The following is an 18,201-nucleotide window of genomic DNA, read 5'->3' as shown; positions in this document are numbered from 1 at the left end:
GTGTTCCATCTTTTCCGGCAAGGTAGTGATTGACGACAGCTAATCTGGTTTCGAGGGAATATTTTGGCTTTGCCATAAAAAACTGCACCTTAATCAGTTGTGTGTCCAACTTTTGGGGTGCAGTCCAATTCCCGGGCTTTGTCATCAAAAATCAATTCAGTCGTAGGCAAGAAGTGCGCGCTGGCACAGGACCGAACGCACGCAGTCATCTTTGTTGAAACGCACCACCCCAACCATGTCATCTTCCACAAAACGTGCCAGCGCATCGCTCAGACCGGATTTGACACCCGACGGCAGGTCGCACTGGGTGATATCGCCGTTGACGATCACCGTCACGTTTTCCCCGAGGCGCGTTAAAAACATCTTCATTTGCGCAGCGGTCACGTTCTGAGCCTCGTCGAGAATGACGACCGCATTTTCAAATGTACGTCCGCGCATATAGGCGAACGGCGCGATTTCCACCTTACCAATCTCTGGTCGCAGGCAGTACTGCATAAAGGAAGCGCCGAGACGTTTAACCAGCACGTCATAGACAGGCCGGAAATACGGGGCAAACTTCTCTGACATATCGCCGGGCAAGAAGCCGAGATCTTCATCGGCCTGCAATACCGGACGGGTGACGATAATTCTGTCCACATCCTTATGGATCAGAGCCTCCGCCGCCTTGGCAGCACTTATCCACGTCTTCCCGCATCCGGCTTCACCGGTTGCGAAGATCAGCTGTTTACTCTCGATAGCATTCAGGTAGTGCGCCTGAGCCTCATTGCGGGCGGCAATTGGGGAGTTATCACGGCTGTCTCGCGCCATGCCAATTGCTTCTACGCCGCCACTCATCTGCACAAGCGAGGTGACCGATTCTTCTTCACGCTGTTTATGGCTACGTGAATCCCGTCTCAGCACACGTTTTGCTTCGCGACGAGCTTTGATCACTGCTTTTTGTCTTCCCATGGATAGCACCTTGAGTTGTTGGTATTCATCACACGCGCCGTTGTCAGCGCGATTATCTGAACTAACATCTGAAGTTTGGCTTCCTTGTAAGCCATTGCTTGCCTTTTGGAATGACGATGCCGAACGGCTATGCGCACCGCTCTGCACGTCGGGTGAGTTTTGTTGGGTGTTTGGGGAGGAGAATTTTGTGGTGAAGAAATCGCTGCCGGAGTCAGAGCCTCCGCGCCGGGTGCTGCGGTTGTTGTGTTTACCTTGTCCAGAACAGGACCCAACCATTCGCGATCTCCATAGTGAATCGTTATCACTGCCGGGAACTACCGCTGTCTTATATTAAGTACATCAGGATTTATCACAATTGCAACAACTTTTTTACCTGAACGCAACTTTTTCAGACTCGCCCTGCAGCTGAGTTCAGTCTCATACAGAAATATGACAGAAATATAACAGGGGCGGTCATAGGAAAAAATAATCTCCCCGCGCCGGTGGCGGGGAGGATTATCAGGCTTCGATCAGCCCTTGTGCGAGATACGCGTTACTGTCGCGCACGCCCGGCAGGGCAAAGAAATAGCCGCCGCCGATAGGTTTTATATACTCTTCGAGCGCTTCGCCGTTCAACCGTTTCTGCACGGTTAAAAAGCCCTTCTCCAGGTCGTGCTGATAGCAAACGAACAGCAGACCCATATCGAGCTGCCCGGAGTTGGTCACACCCAGCGAATAACTGTATCCGCGGCGCATCATCAGGCTGGACTCGGTTTCCGGCGTACGCGGGTTCGCCAGACGAATGTGGCTGTCGAGGGCGATGGTGTCGCCATCAGGGTCACGCGCGTAATCCGGCACATCGTGTTCGTTCTTCATGCCCAGCGGCGCGCCGCTCTGCTTGTCACGCCCGAAGATGGTTTGCTGCTCTTTCAGGGGCGTGCGATCCCAGAATTCCACGTGGAACTGGATGATGCGTACCGCCTGATAGGTCCCGCCCACGGTCCACGCCGGTTCGCCCTGATCCGCCGTAGTCCAGACCACGTTTTTCATCAGCGCCGTATCGCGACTGTCCGGATTCGCCGTCCCGTCTTTGAAACCGAGCAGGTTAACCGGCGTCTCTTTCCCCTGGCTGCGCGCCGCGTGGTCGGAGATAAACCCTTCCCGCTTCCAGCGCACGCTCAGCAGATCCGGCGTGTGCTTGATGATATCGCGCAGAGCGTGGATCACCGTGTCCTGAGTATTCGCGCAGATCTGAATCAGCAGATCGCCATGACACAGCGCCGCATCGAGGGAATCATTCGGAAAACGCGTCATCTTTTGCAGCGTTTTCGGTTTGTGTTTCGCAAGATTGTAGCGCGCGTCAAACAGCGACTCGCCGACGGAGACCGTGACGGTCAGGTTATCCGGGGCGATAAACGGCCCCAGAATGCCCGAATCCATCGGTGGCATCCGCGGGTTTGGCGTTTCCGGCGCCGGGCCGCCTGCCGTCAGAAACGCAATGCGCTTCGTCAGCAAGCGGAACAGACGTTCCAGATCCGCTTTATCGCTCGCCAGAGAATCAAACGCCACCACCATCATCGCCGCCTGCTGCGGCGTCAGAATCCCGGCCTGATGCTCGCCGTAGAACGGCTGCGTCTCCATGCGGGCATTCGGGGAGAGCGTCCCCGGCGCGCTTTGTGGTTTGGCCGCATGCGCCACCGGGCAACCGCCCGCCAGAGCGAGCGCGCCGCCCAGCGCCCCCACCCCTTTTAACAGTCGACGGCGGGAAGGTTCCGCCACGTCGACTTCCTGATGTTTACTCATGATGCTTAGTCCAGACCCAGTACGCCGCGCAGCTGTGCCAGATCTTCCGCCAGGGTAGTGATAGGGCCTTTCAGCGCATTACGGTCGGCGTCGGTCAGCTTGTCATATGTCTCGTACCCGTCTTTGGTACGGTACTTCGCCAGAATGGTGTTCACTTTCTTGAAGTTGGCATCCACTTTCGCCAGCAGTTCGCTGTTGTCTTTCTGCAGCTGCGGACGCAGCAGGTCTACGATCTTCTGCGCGCCTTCAACGTTGGCCTGGAAGTCCCACAGGTCGGTGTGGCTGTAGCGATCTTCTTCCCCGCTGATTTTGCTCGCGGCCACTTCTTCAATCAGGCCAGCCGCGCCACCCACCACTTTTGACGGCGGGAAGGCCAGCTCGCTGATGCGTTTTTGCAGCTCCAGCACGTCGGTGTTCAGCTGTTCCGCGTATTTCTCCATCCCTTTGGTGGAGTTGTCGCCAAACAACGCTTTTTCCAGACGGTGGAAGCCGGTGAATTTCGGATCGGCGGCTTTCTGCTCGTAATCGTCTTCACGGGCGTCGATGCTGCCGTCGAGGTCAGAGAACAGTTCGGCGATAGGTTCGATACGCTCGTAGTGCTGGCGCGTCGGCGCGTACAGGGATTTCGCTTTCTCGATATCGCCCGCTTTCACCGCGTCGGTGAAGGCTTTGGTCCCGGTCACGAGATCGGCCGTTTCTTTGGTGACGTAAGCTTTATAGGCGGTGATCGCCTCGCCCAGGCTCAGCAGCGCTTCGCCTTTTGCCGCATCCGCCGTGGCTTCGCCTTTGACGATAAGCTTGCCTTTCGGATTGGTCAGCAGGCCGCAGGTCATATCGTACTCGCCCGGCTGCAGGTTGGCGGTCATCTTCTGGCTAAACCCAGGGGCGATGTTTTCACGCTCTTCCACCACCATCACGCCTTTGAGGATCTCCCACTCCAGCGCCTTCTGGCTATGGTTCTGAATGATAAACTGGGTTTTGCCGCTGTTGACCGTGATGGTCATCGGCTCACACTGTTTGTCGTTCACGGTGACTTTTACCTGAGGAACATCCGCCGCGCCCGCAGAAAATGCATAAGCAAACAGCGCTGCCACACCGGCCTGTAACGCAGTACGTCGAAATTGAATTGCCATGACCCTTCCCTTTCTAAAAGTATGTATAAACAACACGAAGCACTTCAGGGCGCAGTACGCGACGGCTGAGTACTGGGGCGCGATGGCATAAAGAACAGCACCAGCGCCGGAATGAGATAGATGAAATACATCGCCACTTCACTGACGCTCGGCGTTTCCTGATAGCCGAAGATACCTTCGAGCAGGGTGCCGGTCAGAGAATGGGTGGAAAGCGTGTTACTGAAATCGAAAGCCACGTCCTGGAAGTGGTTCCACAGGCCCGCCTCGTGGAAGGCGCGAATCGCCCCCGCGGCCAGCCCGGCGGCCACCAGCAGAATAAACAGGCTGGTCCATTTGAAGAACGCGCCGAGGTTCAGGCGAATACCGCCCCAGTAGATCATAAAGCCCAGCACCACTGCGGTCGCCAGGCCGAGCATCGCGCCGAGCGGCGGCCAGATCCCCACGTCCTGCTGGAATGCCGCCAGCAGGAAGAAGACCGACTCCAGTCCTTCACGCGCGACGGCGAAAAAGACCATTCCAATCAGCGCCCAACCGTGGTGATTGCCCTTTTGCAGCGCGTTATCCACCGCCTGCTCCAGCTGAACTTTGACGTTGCGCGACACTTTGCGCATCCAGAACACCATCCAGGTGAGGATCACTACCGCGATGACCGCGACGATCCCTTCGAACAGCTCCTGCTCTTTTTGCGGGAACTCACCGGTGGTTTCGTTGATTAAAATACCGAGCCCCAGGCAGAGTGCGGCGGCGAGGAAAACGCCCACCCACATCATCCCAATCCAGCGGCCCCGCTGGGTGCGCTTCAGATAGCTGGCGATCAAGCTGACAATTAAGGCCGCTTCAAGACCTTCACGTAACATAATGAGAAATGGAACAAACATGCCGACACCTTAAATGTTTATCGCGGTCAACTGATGCAAAGAAAGGTAAATAACTGTGATAGTGATTATCATTACGGCAGAGAGAAAAACAAGCGAAATGTGTTGGGTTTTGATGACGAGTTGTAAATCCATCGCCGGTTAATAGTTACGATCGTTACCGTTATGTATATAACTTATAACGTAAATGCTCATTTACGCTTCCCCCTCCCTATGGCTAAATAAGCGCTTCGTTTACCTGCTGAAAATCTAAAATGTATAACTTTGTTCATTTCCTGCTGGCGCTGGTGATTATTCTTGCGCTCGCCTGGCTGGTGAGTTTCGACCGCCGAAAAATTCGTATTCGTTATGTTTTACAGCTTATTGTGATTGAAATTGCGCTGGCGTTCTTTTTCCTGCACGCCGAAAGCGGTTTATTCGTGATTAAATATGTCTCCGGTTTCTTTGAATCCCTGCTGAAATTTGCCGCAGAGGGCACCAATTTTGTCTTTGGCGGGATGGGTGAAAAAGGGCTGGCGTTCATTTTCCTCGGCGTACTCTGTCCGATTATCTTTATTTCTGCCCTGATCGGTATTCTCCAGCACTGGCGAATTCTGCCGATTTTTATTCGCGTCATCGGCACGCTGCTGTCCAAGCTGAACGGTATGGGCAAGCTGGAATCCTTTAACGCCGTCAGCTCGCTGATCCTCGGGCAGTCGGAAAACTTCATTGCTTACAAAGGGGTGCTCGGCGATCTCTCTTCTCGTCGCCTGTTCACCATGGCGGCGACGGCGATGTCGACCGTCTCCCTGTCGATTGTCGGCGCCTACATGACCATGCTCGATGCGAAATTTGTGGTCGCGGCGCTGATCCTGAATATGTTCAGCACCTTTATTATTCTGTCGGTCATCAACCCGGCGCGCCCGGAAGCTGAGCCGGAAATCAAACTGGAAAAACTGCACGAATCCCAGAGCTTCTTTGAGATGCTGGGCGAGTATATTCTGGCCGGTTTTAAAGTGGCGATGATTATTCTGGCGATGCTGATTGGCTTTATTGCGCTTATTAGCGCGGTCAACGCCCTGTTCTCCAGCGTATTTGGCATGAGCTTCCAGCAGATCCTGGGCTATGTGTTTTATCCGCTGGCGTGGCTGGTCGGCATTCCCCTCAGCGATGCCCTGAACGCGGGCAGTATTATGGCAACCAAACTGGTGGCGAATGAATTTGTGGCAATGATTGAGCTGCAAAAAATTGCCGGTCAGATGACGCCGCGCGGGCTGGGCATTCTCTCCATCTTCCTGGTGTCGTTCGCTAACTTTGCCTCTATCGGCATTGTGGCCGGAGCGATCAAAGGGCTGAATGAGAAGCAAGGCAACGTGGTGTCACGCTTTGGCCTGCGCCTGGTGTACGGTGCAACGCTGGTGAGCCTGCTGTCGGCAAGCTTTGCGGGACTGGTGCTGTAATTTTTTTTTGCCCGGCGGCGCTGCGCTTGCACGGGCCTACAAAACCGTAGGCCGGGTAAGCGTTAGCGCCACCCGGCTTTTTTTCGAACAACGAGGATAACAAACAATGACCATCAAAACGGGTTTTATGGTTGCCGCGCTTTTCCTGCTGGCAGGCTGCAACGCCCCCTCTCACACCGCCGCTGACGCCACCTGCAAAGCGGATAACCAGATGCAGCAAACTACCCTCTATTTCGGCCTGAACCGTCCGGCAGGGGCAGCGATCACCGGCCAGGAGTGGCAGCAGTTTGTCGATCAGGACGTGACGCCGCGTTTTCGCGATGGCTTAACGGTGTTTGATGCGCGCGGGCAATGGCTGGGTAACGACGGGAAAGTGGCGCGTGAGCCGAGCAAAGCGCTGATGCTGATCCACGGGAAAGACGCCCAGAGCGAGAGCAATATCGAAGCGTTGCGCGGGATCTATAAATCACGCTTTGCGCAGGAGTCGGTGATGCGAGTTGATCAGCCGGTGTGCGTGCAGTTCTGATACAAAAAAAAGCCGGGTGGCGGCTACGCCTTACCCGGCCTACATAATTACGGGTTTGCAAGTTTTGTAGGCCCGGTAAGCGCTAGCGCCACCGGGCTTTAGACCGCACAACTTATTCCGGCTGCAATTTCGACGGCGGTGCCGTGTGGTAATGCGCATCCGCTTCAGCAAAACGTTCCTGCATCGACGCCGACGGTGCTTTGCCCAGCAGGCTGAACACCACAATCCCGATGCTGCCGAAGATAAATCCAGGGATGATTTCGTACAGACCCAGCCATGCGAATTGTTTCCAGACGATCACCGTCACCGCCCCGATAATCATCCCCGCCAGCGCGCCGTTACGGGTCATGCGTGACCAGAGTACGGAGAGCAGCACGACCGGACCAAAGGCTGCACCGAAGCCCGCCCACGCGTAGCTCACCAGGCCCAGCACGCGGTTTTCCGGATTCGCCGCCAGGGCGATGGAGACCAGCGCCACCACCAGCACCATGAAGCGCCCGACCCACACCAGCTCTTTCTGGCTCGCGCCTTTACGCAGGAAGGCCTTGTACAGGTCTTCGGTAATCGCACTGGAGCAGACCAGCAGCTGACAGCTCAGAGTCGACATCACCGCCGCCAAAATCGCCGACAGTAAAATCCCGGCAATCCACGGGTTGAACAGAATTTGCGCTAGCTCGATGAACACACGCTCAGCGTTCTGGTTCACCGCGCCCGCCTGCGCCGGGTTATTGTTGAAGTACGCAATCCCGAAGAAGCCCACTGCCACCGCGCCCGCCAGACAGAGGATCATCCACGTCATGCTGATACGACGCGCGTGAACAATAGTGTGGTGGGAATCCGCCGCCATGAAGCGCGCCAGAATGTGCGGCTGTCCGAAGTAGCCCAGGCCCCAGCCCATCAGCGAGACAATCGCCACGAAGTTCAGGCCTTTCAGCATATCGACGTTTTCGATGCTCTTTTGCTTGATCACTTCCAGCGAATCGCCAAAACCGCCGACGGTGAAAATCACAATCACCGGCGTCAGGATCAGGGCGAAGATCATCAGGCTCGCCTGCACAGTATCGGTCCAGCTGACAGCCAGGAAACCGCCAACGAAGGTGTAGATGATGGTGGCGGCCGCACCGGCCCACAGCGCCGTTTCGTAGCTCATGCCGAAGGTGCTTTCGAACAGACGCGCACCGGCCACGATGCCCGACGCGCAGTAGATGGTGAAGAACACCAGGATCACCAGCGCAGAGATGATACGCAGCACGCGGCTCTTATCCTCAAAGCGACCGGTGAAGTAGTCCGGCAGCGTCAGGGCGTTGTTGTTCACTTCGGTATGAACGCGCAAACGCCCCGCCACCAGCTTCCAGTTCACCCACGCGCCGACCGTCAGGCCAATCGCGATCCAGCTTTCTGAAATACCGGAGATGAAAATCGCGCCCGGCAGGCCCATCAGCAGCCAGCCGCTCATGTCGGAAGCCCCCGCAGAGAGCGCGGTGACCATCGGCCCTAAACTGCGCCCGCCCAGAATATAGTCGTCAAAACTGTTGGTTGATCGCCATGCCAAAAACCCTATCAGGATCATGCCAAAAATATAAACGAGAAATGTCACCAGCATCGGTGTGCTAATTGCCATTTAAAATCTCCAAAAATGTCGAGCGACAACCTTCCCGGTTGCCTTAATTATTCCATCACCGGAACGGGGTGATGATGAGTGTATTTCGGTTGGGCGCGCGTATCCTGCCGTAAGCGCTCCTCATGCACAAATGATTTAACACTGCATTTACATCAAATTCATCCCTGGTTTCATACGTCTTTTATATAGGTTGCACTCGCTCACGTTTTAACGGGTTGCACCTTTTAAAAGTGTTAACTGCCGCATAAAAACTGGCCTCACACGCAGAATTCCGTCTTATTTTCCAGCTAACTTATGCTTAACAATCCATTCATTTTTCAGCTTGCAGACCAGGTCACATTTAACACGGTTGCACAAAGTTGCAACATGGTGGATATTTCACGCTAACGACCGAACATCACTACAGATCAACAGGAGTTTTGGCATGGGCATGACCACCATGGGGGTTAAGCTGGATGACGCGACCCGCGAACGGATTAAGAGCGCTGCAACCCGCATTGACCGCACGCCGCACTGGCTAATTAAGCAGGCTATTTTTAATTATCTGGAACGTCTGGAAAACGAAGACGATTTACCGGAGCTGCCTGCCCTGCTGGCCGGTGCCGCCAACGAAAGCGATGAAGCCGTGGCCGCCGCCGAAGAGAATCACCAGCCGTTCCTCGATTTTGCCGAGCAGATCCTGCCGCAATCCGTCAGCCGCGCGGCGATCACCGCTGCGTACCGTCGTGCCGAAACCGACGCCGTGCCGATGCTGCTGGAGCAGGCCCGTCTGCCGGAGCCGATTGCTTCTCAGGCGCACAGCCTGGCGTATCAGCTCGCCGACAAACTGCGTAATCAGAAATCCGCCAGCGGCCGCGCCGGAATGGTGCAGGGCCTGTTGCAGGAGTTCTCCCTCTCCTCGCTGGAAGGTGTGGCCCTGATGTGTCTCGCGGAAGCGCTGCTGCGTATTCCGGACAAAGCCACGCGCGATGCCTTAATCCGCGACAAAATCAGCAACGGCAACTGGCACTCGCACATTGGCCGCAGCCCGTCGCTGTTCGTCAACGCCGCCACCTGGGGCCTGCTGTTTACCGGCAAACTGGTTTCCACCCACAACGAAGCCAACCTCTCCCGCTCCCTGAACCGTATTATCGGTAAGAGCGGCGAGCCGCTGATTCGCAAAGGCGTGGACATGGCGATGCGCCTGATGGGCGAACAGTTCGTCACCGGCGAAACCATCTCCGAAGCGCTGGCCAACGCCCGTAAGCTCGAAGACAAAGGTTTCCGCTACTCCTACGACATGCTCGGCGAAGCGGCCCTGACCGCCACCGACGCGCAGGCGTACATGGTCTCTTACCAGCAGGCGATCCACGCGATTGGGAAAGCCTCCAACGGTCGCGGCATTTACGAAGGTCCGGGGATTTCCATCAAGCTCTCCGCCCTGCACCCGCGCTACAGCCGCGCCCAGTACGATCGCGTGATGGACGAACTCTACCCGCGCCTGAAATCCCTCACCCTGCTGGCGCGCCAGTACGACATCGGGATTAACATCGACGCCGAAGAGGCCGATCGCCTGGAGATCTCCCTCGATCTGCTGGAAAAACTGTGCTTCGAACCGGAGCTAGCGGGCTGGAACGGCATCGGCTTCGTTATTCAGGCCTACCAGAAGCGCTGCCCGTTCGTGATTGACTACCTGATTGACCTCGCCTCGCGCAGCCGTCGCCGCCTGATGATCCGTCTGGTGAAGGGCGCGTACTGGGACAGCGAAATCAAACGTGCGCAGATGGATGGCCTGGAAGGCTATCCGGTTTACACCCGCAAGGTTTACACCGACGTCTCTTACCTCGCCTGTGCGAAAAAACTGCTCGGCGTGCCGAACCTGATCTACCCGCAGTTCGCCACCCACAACGCCCACACCCTGGCGGCGATCTACAGCCTGGCCGGACAGAACTACTATCCGGGCCAGTACGAATTCCAGTGCCTGCACGGCATGGGTGAACCGCTGTACGAGCAGGTCACCGGGAAAGTGGCCGATGGCAAACTGAATCGACCGTGCCGTATCTATGCCCCGGTCGGTACCCATGAAACGCTGCTCGCCTATCTGGTGCGTCGTCTGCTGGAAAACGGCGCCAACACCTCCTTCGTCAACCGTATTGCTGACACCACCCTGCCGCTCGACGAGCTGGTTGCCGATCCGGTGCAGGCCGTGGAAAAAATGGCCGCGCAGGAAGGCCAGCTCGGTCTGCCGCATCCGAAAATCGCCTTGCCGCGCGAGCTGTATGGCAGCGATCGCACCAACTCTGCAGGTCTGGATCTGGCGAACGAACACCGTCTGGCGTCCCTCTCTTCTGCCCTGCTGAACAGCGCCCTGCAAAAATGGCAGGCGAAACCGATCCTTGAGCAGCCCGTTGACGCAGGGGATATGCAGCCGGTGATCAACCCGGCGGAGCCAAAAGATATCGTCGGCTTTGCCCGCGAAGCCACCGCCAAAGAGGTGGAACTGGCGCTGGAAAATGCGGTGAACAACGCGCCGATCTGGTTCGCGACGCCGCCGCAGGAACGTGCCGCAATCCTTGAGCGCGCCGCCATCTTGATGGAAGGCCAGATGCAGCAGCTGATTGGCATTCTGGTGCGTGAAGCCGGGAAAACCTTCAGCAACGCCATCGCCGAAGTGCGCGAGGCGGTCGACTTCCTGCACTACTATGCCGGTCAGGTGCGTAACGATTTTGATAACGAAACTCACCGCCCGCTCGGCCCGGTGGTGTGCATCAGCCCGTGGAACTTCCCGCTGGCGATCTTCACCGGTCAAATCGCGGCGGCGCTTGCCGCAGGTAACAGCGTGCTGGCGAAACCGGCTGAACAGACGCCGCTGATTGCCGCCCAGGGCATTAACATTCTGCTCGAAGCCGGTGTCCCGGCAGGCGTGGTGCAGCTTCTGCCAGGACGTGGGGAAACCGTCGGCGCTCAGCTGACCACCGACACCCGCGTGCGCGGCGTGATGTTTACCGGCTCTACCGAAGTGGCGACGCTGCTGCAACGCAACATTGCGACGCGTCTTGATCCGCAGGGTCGTCCGACGCCGCTGATCGCCGAAACCGGCGGGATGAACGCGATGATCGTCGACTCGTCCGCGCTGACCGAACAGGTGGTAGTGGATGTGCTGGCCTCGGCCTTCGACAGCGCCGGACAGCGCTGCTCCGCCCTGCGCGTGCTGTGTCTGCAGGATGATATCGCCGACCACACGCTGAAAATGCTGCGCGGTGCGATGGCCGAATGCCGGATGGGCAACCCAGGTCGCCTGACCACGGATATCGGCCCGGTGATCGACGCCGAAGCCAAAGCCAACATCGAACAACACATTCAGGCGATGCGCGCCAAAGGTCGCCCGGTCTTCCAGGCGGTTCGCGAGAACAGCGAAGATGCCCGCGAATGGAACACCGGCACCTTTATCGCGCCAACGCTGATTGAGCTCTCCAGCTTCGACGAGCTGAAAAAAGAGGTCTTCGGCCCGGTGCTGCACGTGGTGCGCTACAGCCGTAACAACCTGGAGGCGCTGGTCGATCAGATTAACGCCTCCGGCTACGGCCTGACGCTGGGCGTGCATACCCGCATCGATGAAACCATCGCCCAGGTCACGGGCAGCGCGAAAGTCGGCAACCTGTACGTCAACCGCAATATGGTCGGCGCGGTAGTCGGCGTGCAGCCGTTCGGCGGCGAAGGCTTGTCCGGCACCGGTCCGAAAGCCGGTGGCCCGCTCTATCTGTACCGTCTGCTGGCGAACCGTCCGGAGAATGCGCTCGGCGTGACCCTGGCGCGTCAGGACGCGGAGCGCCCGGTAGATGCCCAGCTGAAAACGCTGCTCACCCAACCGCTGGAAGCCCTCGTGAAATGGGCGGAAAAACGCCCGGAACTGCGCGCCATTTGTCAGCAGTATGGCGAACAGGCGCAGGCCGGGACTCAGCGTCTGCTGCCAGGCCCGACCGGAGAGCGCAACACCTGGACGCTGATGCCGCGCGAGCGCGTGCTGTGCATCGCCGATAACGAACAGGATGTGCTGGTTCAGCTTGCCGCCGCCATGGCAACAGGCTGCGAAGTGCTGTGGCCGGAAGATGGTCTGCATCGCGATCTCGCCAAACAGCTGCCGAAAGAGGTCTCCGCGCGGATCACCTTCGCCAAACCAGACGTGATCACCACCCAGGATTTCGACGCGGTGATCTACCACGGGGATTCCGATCAGCTGCGCGAACTGTGCGAACTGGTCGCAGCGCGCGACGGCGCGATTGTCTCGGTGCAGGGCTTTGCCCGCGGCGAAACCAACCTGCTGCTGGAGCGTCTGTACGTTGAGCACTCGCTCAGCGTCAACACCGCTGCCGCAGGCGGTAACGCCAGCCTGATGACAATCGGTTAACTGTACAGCTAAAATGAAAACCGTAGGCCGGATAAGCGTAGCGTATCCGGCTTTTTTATACGGAGGGGAAAATGAAACGAGTATTGATTGCCGGAGCCGCGTTGCTGCTCAGCGCCAGCGCCCTGGCCGACGAATGTGCCAGTGCCACAACCCAGACCGATCTGAATACCTGCACCGCGCATCAGTATCAGGCGGCAGATAAAAAACTGAATCAGACTTACCAGGCCGCGATGAAACGCGCCGCCGCGCCCCAGCGCGAACTGCTGAAAAAAGCCCAGCAGGCGTGGATTGGGCTGCGCGATGCCGACTGCGCCTTTGCCGCGTCCGGCAGCGAAGGAGGAAGCGTACAGCCGATGATTATCAACCAGTGCATGACCGAGAAAACCGCCGAGCGCGAGGCGTTTCTGGCCTCCCTGATGCAGTGCGAGGAAGGCGATTTAAGCTGCCCGCTGCCGCCCGGCAATTAACGCAGGCGGATCCCTTCAATAATCAGGCGCTGCACGTTATCGACCGCACACTGGAAAAACGCCTCGTCCTGGAGCGTTTTTCCGGTTACGGCTTCGACCTGACTCGCAAAGTCCGCATAGTGTTGGGTCGAGGCCCAAATCATAAAGATCAGGTGCTGCGGATCGATCGGCGCCAGTTTTCCGCTCGCCACCCAGCCTGCAATAATCGCCGACTTATCGTCGATTAACTGCTTTAAATCCCCCGTCAGTTCCGCCTGCAACAGCGGCGCGCCCTGTAGCATCTCCATGCAGAACAGTTTCGACGCCTGAGGATAGTCGCGGGAGACTTCCAGCTTGAGGCGAATGTACTCTTTGATCGCCACCAGCGGCGCGAGCTCTTCACGAAACGCCTTCAGCGGCGCCAGCCAGATATCGAGAATTTGTTGCAGCACGGCGACGTAAAGCGCCTCTTTCGACGGGTAGTAATAGAGCAGATTGGTTTTCGACACCCCGGACAACTCCGCGACCTGCTCAAGGCGCGTGCCGTGAATACCGAACTGTGAAAAGGTCTCCAGCGCGGCTTTCAGAATCGCCTGCTTCTTGGCGCTCACCGCCCGCGAACGTTTACCTGGTGTCTGCACTGCGCCTTGTGTCATGCCTGCTCTCCTTGAAAATGTGCGTTTAGCATAGCAAAACCCCTCGCGTCTCACGACATTCTGCACCTCAATCGCGCATAAGTGCCTGTTTTGTGTGCACTGCTTTTGACCAGTTAGTCCACTTTCCGCGGTATCTTTTTAACAACCATCAGTTAACGCATTAATAACACAACACTTTTCAAAACTGGCATTCCCTTTGCAAAACCTTCATCACGAGGCTGAACAGGAAATGCAGGATGCAGCGCCACGTCTGACTTTCACCCCACACTGAGATGAAGAGAGGTTCGTGATGAAAATTGGCGTATTCGTCCCTATCGGCAACAACGGCTGGTTAATCTCCTCCCATGCGCCGCAGTACATGCCGACCTTTGAGCTGAACAAAGCCATTGTGCAAAAGGCGGAGCATTACCATTTCGACTTTGCGCTCTCGATGATCAAACTGCGCGGCTTCGGCGGCAAAACCGAATTCTGGGATCACAATCTGGAGTCCTTCACTCTGATGGCGGGTCTGGCGGCGGTGACGTCGCGCATTCAGATCTACGCCACCGCCGCCACCCTCACCCTTCCCCCGGCGATTGTCGCGCGGATGGCGTCGACCATTGACTCCATCTCCGGCGGGCGCTTCGGCGTGAATCTGGTGACCGGCTGGCAAAAACCAGAGTACGAGCAGATGGGCCTGTGGCCGGGCGATGAGTATTTCTCGCGCCGGTATGACTATCTGACCGAATACGTGCAGGTCCTGCGCGATCTGTGGGGCACCGGTAAAAGCGATTTCAAAGGCGACTACTTCACCATGAACGACTGCCGCGTCAGCCCGCAGCCCTCCACGCCGATGAAAGTGATCTGCGCCGGACAGAGCGATGCGGGCATGGCGTTTTCGGCGCAGCACGCGGATTTCAACTTCTGCTTCGGGAAAGGCGTCAACACGCCTGCGGCCTTCGCCCCGACCGCCGCACGCATGAAAGAGGCGGCGGAAGTAACCGGACGCGATGTCGGCTCCTACGTGCTGTTTATGGTGATCGCCGATGAAACCGACGAGGCCGCCCGCGCCAAATGGGAACACTACAAAGCGGGAGCCGACGAGGAGGCCCTGAGCTGGCTCACCGAGCAGAGCCAGAAAGATACCCGCTCCGGGTCAAACACCAACGTGCGCCAGATGGCTGACCCGACCTCGGCGGTCAATATCAACATGGGCACCCTGGTGGGCTCTTACGCAAATGTGGCGCGGATGCTCGACGAAGTCGCCAGCGTGCCGGGAGCCGAAGGCGTGTTGCTGACCTTTGATGATTTCCTGATGGGCGTTGAGACCTTTGGCGAGCGCATCCAGCCGCTGATGCAGTGCCGCGCACACGTCCCCGCCCTGACTCAGGAGGTGGCGTAATGATTTCATTAGATGCACGCCCGGAAGCCATTACCTTCGCGCCACAGCAGAGCGCGCTGATTGTGGTGGATATGCAGAACGCCTACGCAAGCCCTGGCGGCTATCTGGATCTGGCCGGATTTGACGTCTCCGCCACCCGGCCGGTTATCGACAATATCAACACCGCCGTTGCCGCCGCGCGCGCCGCGGGGATGCTGATTATCTGGTTCCAGAACGGCTGGGACGATGAGTACGTCGAAGCGGGTGGCCCCGGCTCGCCTAACTTCCATAAATCCAATGCCCTGAAAACCATGCGCAAACAGCCGGAGCTACAGGGAAAACTGCTGGCAAAAGGCGGCTGGGATTATCAGCTGGTCGATGAACTGGTGCCTCAGCCCGGCGATATCGTGCTACCGAAACCGCGCTACAGCGGCTTTTTCAACACTCCGCTCGACAGCCTGCTGCGCAGTCGCGGCATTCGCCACCTGGTCTTTACCGGCATTGCGACCAACGTCTGCGTGGAATCCACCCTGCGCGACGGCTTTTTCCTCGAGTATTTCGGCGTGGTACTGGCAGACGCCACGCATCAGGCCGGGCCGGAGTTTGCGCAGAAAGCCGCCCTGTTCAATATCGAAACCTTTTTTGGCTGGGTCAGCACCGTCGCTGAGTTTTGCGATGCCGTCTCCCCGCCTTCGTTAGCCCGTATCGCCTGAGGAGCCACACTATGCCGAAATCCGTGATCATTCCTGCGGGCACCAGCACGCCGATTGCCCCCTTCGTACCCGGCACGCTCGCCGATGGCGTGGTGTATGTCTCCGGCACGCTGCCGTTCGATAAAGAGAATAACGTGGTCTGGCCCGACGACCCAAAGGCGCAAACCCGCCACGTTCTCGAGACCATCAGGAGCGTTATCGAAACGGCGGGTGGCACGATGGAGGACGTGACCTTCAACAGCATTTTTATCACCGACTGGAAAAACTACGCCGCGATTAACGAAATCTACGCAGAGTTTTTCCCCGGCGATAAACCGGCGCGATTCTGCATTCAGTGCGGGCTGGTCAAGCCCGAGGCGCTGGTCGAGATCGCCTCTGTTGCCCACATCGGAAAATGAGGTTGCCATGAAAATATCCGTTTCGCCGCCGCCGTTTGCCGACGCGCCGGTGGTGGTGCTGATCGCCGGGCTGGGCGGCGGTGGCAACTACTGGCTGCCGCAGCTGGCGGTCCTTGAGCAAGAGTATCAGGTGGTGTGCTACGACCAGCGCGGGACCGGGAATAACCCTGAGGTCTTGCCAGAGGGATATTCTCTGGCGCAGATGGCGGACGAACTGTATCGGGCGCTGGCACAGGCCGGCATTGAGCGCTTTTGCGTGGTCGGCCATGCACTCGGTGCGCTGGTCGGGCTGCAGCTGGCGCTCGATCGTCCCGAGGCGGTCACCGCGCTGGTGTCGGTGAACGGCTGGCTGAAGCTCAACGCCCACACCCGCCGCTGTTTTCAGATCCGCGAACGCCTGCTGCACGCGGGCGGTGCGCAGGCCTGGGTGGAAGCGCAGCCGCTGTTTCTCTACCCCGCCGACTGGATGGCGGCTCGCGCCCCGCGAATGGAGGCCGAAGAGGCGCTGGCCCTCGCCCATTTTCAGGGCAAACCCAATCTGCTTAAACGCCTTCACGCGTTGAAACAGGCAGATTTCAGCCGGGACGCGGCGCGCATTCGCTGCCCGGTGCAGGTGATCTGCTCCGCCGACGATCTGCTGGTGCCTGCCGTCTGTTCGTCTGAGCTGCACGCCGCGCTGCCCCACAGTGAAAAGGTGGTGATGCGCCAGGGCGGACACGCCTGCAACGTCACCGATCCCGATACCTTCAATACGCTGCTGCTGAACGGGCTCGCCAGCCTGCTGCACGCACAGGAAAGGGTTGTATAGATGAACGAAGCCATCAATCCGGGCGCGTTAAAAACGCTGTTTACCGACGCCCGAACGCATAACGGCTGGCAGGATATTCCGGTCAGCGACGAGACCCTGCGCGAGATCTACGACCTGATGAAATGGGGCCCGACCTCCGCCAACTGTTCCCCCGCACGGATCGTCTTTGTCCGCTCGCCCGAGGGCAAAGAGAAACTGGCCCCGGCGCTCTCCAGCGGCAATCTGGCGAAAACCCTCGCTGCGCCCGTTACGGCGATAGTCGCCTGGGACAGCGAATTTTATGAGCGCTTGCCGGAACTCTTTCCCCACGGCGATGCCCGCAGCTGGTTTACCACCAGCCCGGAACTCGCCCAGGAGACGGCGTTTCGCAACAGCTCGCTGCAGGCGGCATATCTGATTTTTGCCTGCCGCGCGCTGGGGCTGGATACCGGGCCGATGTCGGGGTTTGATCCGCAGAAAGTGGATGCGGCCTTTTTCACCGGCACCACGCTTAAAAGCAATCTGCTGATCAACATCGGCTACGGCGATGTCAGCAAAGTTTATGGCCGTCTGCCGCGTCTGACCTTTGAAGATGCCTGCGGGCTGGCGTAAGGAGCCACTATGAACGTACCGAATCAACAAACTTTTCGTGATGCAATGGCCTGCGTCGGCGCGGCGGTGAATATCATCACCACCGACGGTCCTGCCGGGCAGGCGGGATTTACCGCCAGCGCCGTGTGCAGCGTGACCGACTCACCGCCCACGCTGCTGGTGTGCCTGAATCGCGGGGCGTCGGTGTGGCCGACATTCAGCGAGAACCGCACCCTGTGCGTGAATACGCTGTGCGCCGGACAAGAGCCGCTGTCGAACCTGTTTGGCGGCAAAACGCCAATGGCAGAACGCTTCGCGGCGGCCAGCTGGCAGACCGGCGAAACCGGCTGCCCGCGGCTTGAAGAGGCACTGGCATCGTTCGACTGCCGCATCAGCCAGGTGGTCAGCGTCGGCACCCACGATATTATGTTTTGCGACATTGTTTCCATTACCCGCCACCCCGCGCCGCAGGGACTGGTGTGGTTCGACCGCGGCTATCACGCACTCCTGCGACCCGCCTGTTAACCCTCCTTAAGGAG

16 protein-coding genes are annotated in these 18,201 nt (G+C 58.2%); 10 read left to right on the top strand and 6 right to left on the bottom strand.

The window, feature by feature from the left end:
• Positions 1-156: 156 nt before the first annotated feature.
• The 4 genes from phoH to efeU all read right to left on the bottom strand — a co-directional run bounded on the left by phoH (position 157) and on the right by efeU (position 4,741).
• Complete coding sequence (phoH, locus tag QQF33_RS23215; protein ID WP_174348619.1) at positions 157-948, bottom strand: phosphate starvation-inducible protein PhoH; 792 nt, start codon at positions 946-948, stop codon at positions 157-159.
• Between the two features lie 498 nt (positions 949-1,446).
• Positions 1,447-2,730: an iron uptake transporter deferrochelatase/peroxidase subunit gene (gene efeB / locus QQF33_RS23210; protein WP_285145375.1), complete on the bottom strand. Its 1,284-nt coding sequence runs from the start codon at positions 2,728-2,730 to the stop codon at positions 1,447-1,449.
• Between the two features lie 5 nt (positions 2,731-2,735).
• A complete protein-coding gene (gene efeO / locus QQF33_RS23205; protein ID WP_282492523.1) occupies positions 2,736-3,863 on the bottom strand; it encodes an iron uptake system protein EfeO in 1,128 nt (375 codons plus the stop codon).
• 44 nt (positions 3,864-3,907) lie between these two features.
• Positions 3,908-4,741, bottom strand: a complete 834-nt coding sequence (gene efeU, locus QQF33_RS23200) for an iron uptake transporter permease EfeU (RefSeq protein WP_282492522.1) — start codon at positions 4,739-4,741, stop codon at positions 3,908-3,910.
• A gap of 251 nt (positions 4,742-4,992) precedes the next feature.
• Between efeU and QQF33_RS23195 the strand changes: the two genes are divergently transcribed.
• Both QQF33_RS23195 and QQF33_RS23190 read left to right on the top strand, forming a co-directional pair.
• On the top strand, positions 4,993-6,177 hold the full coding sequence (locus QQF33_RS23195; protein WP_285145376.1) for a NupC/NupG family nucleoside CNT transporter: 1,185 nt from the start codon (positions 4,993-4,995) through the stop codon (positions 6,175-6,177).
• A gap of 106 nt (positions 6,178-6,283) precedes the next feature.
• Complete coding sequence (locus QQF33_RS23190) at positions 6,284-6,703, top strand: DUF3574 domain-containing protein (protein ID WP_285158677.1); 420 nt, start codon at positions 6,284-6,286, stop codon at positions 6,701-6,703.
• Between the two features lie 112 nt (positions 6,704-6,815).
• Here the strand turns inward: QQF33_RS23190 and putP are convergent, their stop codons facing one another.
• The gene (gene putP, locus QQF33_RS23185; protein WP_285158676.1) at positions 6,816-8,324 is read right to left on the bottom strand and encodes a sodium/proline symporter PutP; all 1,509 of its coding nucleotides are present in this window, start codon (positions 8,322-8,324) and stop codon (positions 6,816-6,818) included.
• Positions 8,325-8,748: 424 nt separating this feature from the next.
• Here putP and putA point away from each other — a divergent pair, with 424 nt between their 5' ends.
• A complete protein-coding gene (gene putA, locus QQF33_RS23180) occupies positions 8,749-12,711 on the top strand; it encodes a trifunctional transcriptional regulator/proline dehydrogenase/L-glutamate gamma-semialdehyde dehydrogenase (RefSeq protein WP_285158675.1) in 3,963 nt (1,320 codons plus the stop codon).
• Between the two features lie 71 nt (positions 12,712-12,782).
• Positions 12,783-13,178, top strand: a complete 396-nt coding sequence (locus tag QQF33_RS23175) for a lysozyme inhibitor LprI family protein (RefSeq protein WP_285158674.1) — start codon at positions 12,783-12,785, stop codon at positions 13,176-13,178.
• Here QQF33_RS23175 and rutR read toward each other — a convergent pair.
• Complete coding sequence (rutR, locus tag QQF33_RS23170) at positions 13,175-13,813, bottom strand: HTH-type transcriptional regulator RutR (protein WP_285158673.1); 639 nt, start codon at positions 13,811-13,813, stop codon at positions 13,175-13,177. The two genes, QQF33_RS23175 and rutR, sit on opposite strands and share 4 nt — an antisense overlap.
• A 289-nt stretch (positions 13,814-14,102) precedes the next feature.
• Between rutR and rutA the strand changes: the two genes are divergently transcribed.
• Genes rutA through rutF form a run of 6 tightly spaced genes read left to right on the top strand, consistent with a single transcriptional unit; the run spans position 14,103 to position 18,187 of the window.
• Positions 14,103-15,194, top strand: coding sequence for a pyrimidine utilization protein A (gene rutA / locus QQF33_RS23165; protein ID WP_285158672.1), 1,092 nt, complete (start codon positions 14,103-14,105; stop codon positions 15,192-15,194).
• A complete protein-coding gene (gene rutB, locus QQF33_RS23160; RefSeq protein WP_285158671.1) occupies positions 15,194-15,886 on the top strand; it encodes a pyrimidine utilization protein B in 693 nt (230 codons plus the stop codon). Before rutA ends, rutB begins: the two co-directional genes overlap by 1 nt.
• 11 nt (positions 15,887-15,897) lie before the next feature.
• Entirely contained in the window at positions 15,898-16,284 is a 387-nt protein-coding gene (gene rutC / locus QQF33_RS23155; RefSeq protein ID WP_285158670.1) for a pyrimidine utilization protein C, read from the top strand.
• 7 nt (positions 16,285-16,291) lie between these two features.
• On the top strand, positions 16,292-17,092 hold the full coding sequence (rutD, locus tag QQF33_RS23150) for a pyrimidine utilization protein D (protein WP_285158669.1): 801 nt from the start codon (positions 16,292-16,294) through the stop codon (positions 17,090-17,092).
• Positions 17,093-17,683 carry a malonic semialdehyde reductase gene (locus tag QQF33_RS23145; RefSeq protein ID WP_285149217.1) on the top strand — a complete coding sequence of 197 codons (591 nt, stop codon included), beginning with the start codon at positions 17,093-17,095 and terminating at the stop codon, positions 17,681-17,683.
• Positions 17,684-17,692: 9 nt separating this feature from the next.
• Positions 17,693-18,187, top strand: a complete 495-nt coding sequence (gene rutF, locus QQF33_RS23140; protein ID WP_285149216.1) for an NADH-dependent FMN reductase RutF — start codon at positions 17,693-17,695, stop codon at positions 18,185-18,187.
• Positions 18,188-18,201: the final 14 nt, after the last annotated feature.

Source organism: Lelliottia wanjuensis, assembly GCF_030238365.1.
In the GTDB taxonomy this organism is placed as follows: domain Bacteria; phylum Pseudomonadota; class Gammaproteobacteria; order Enterobacterales; family Enterobacteriaceae; genus Enterobacter; species Enterobacter wanjuensis.
This window is presented reverse-complemented; position numbering and strand designations above follow the sequence as displayed.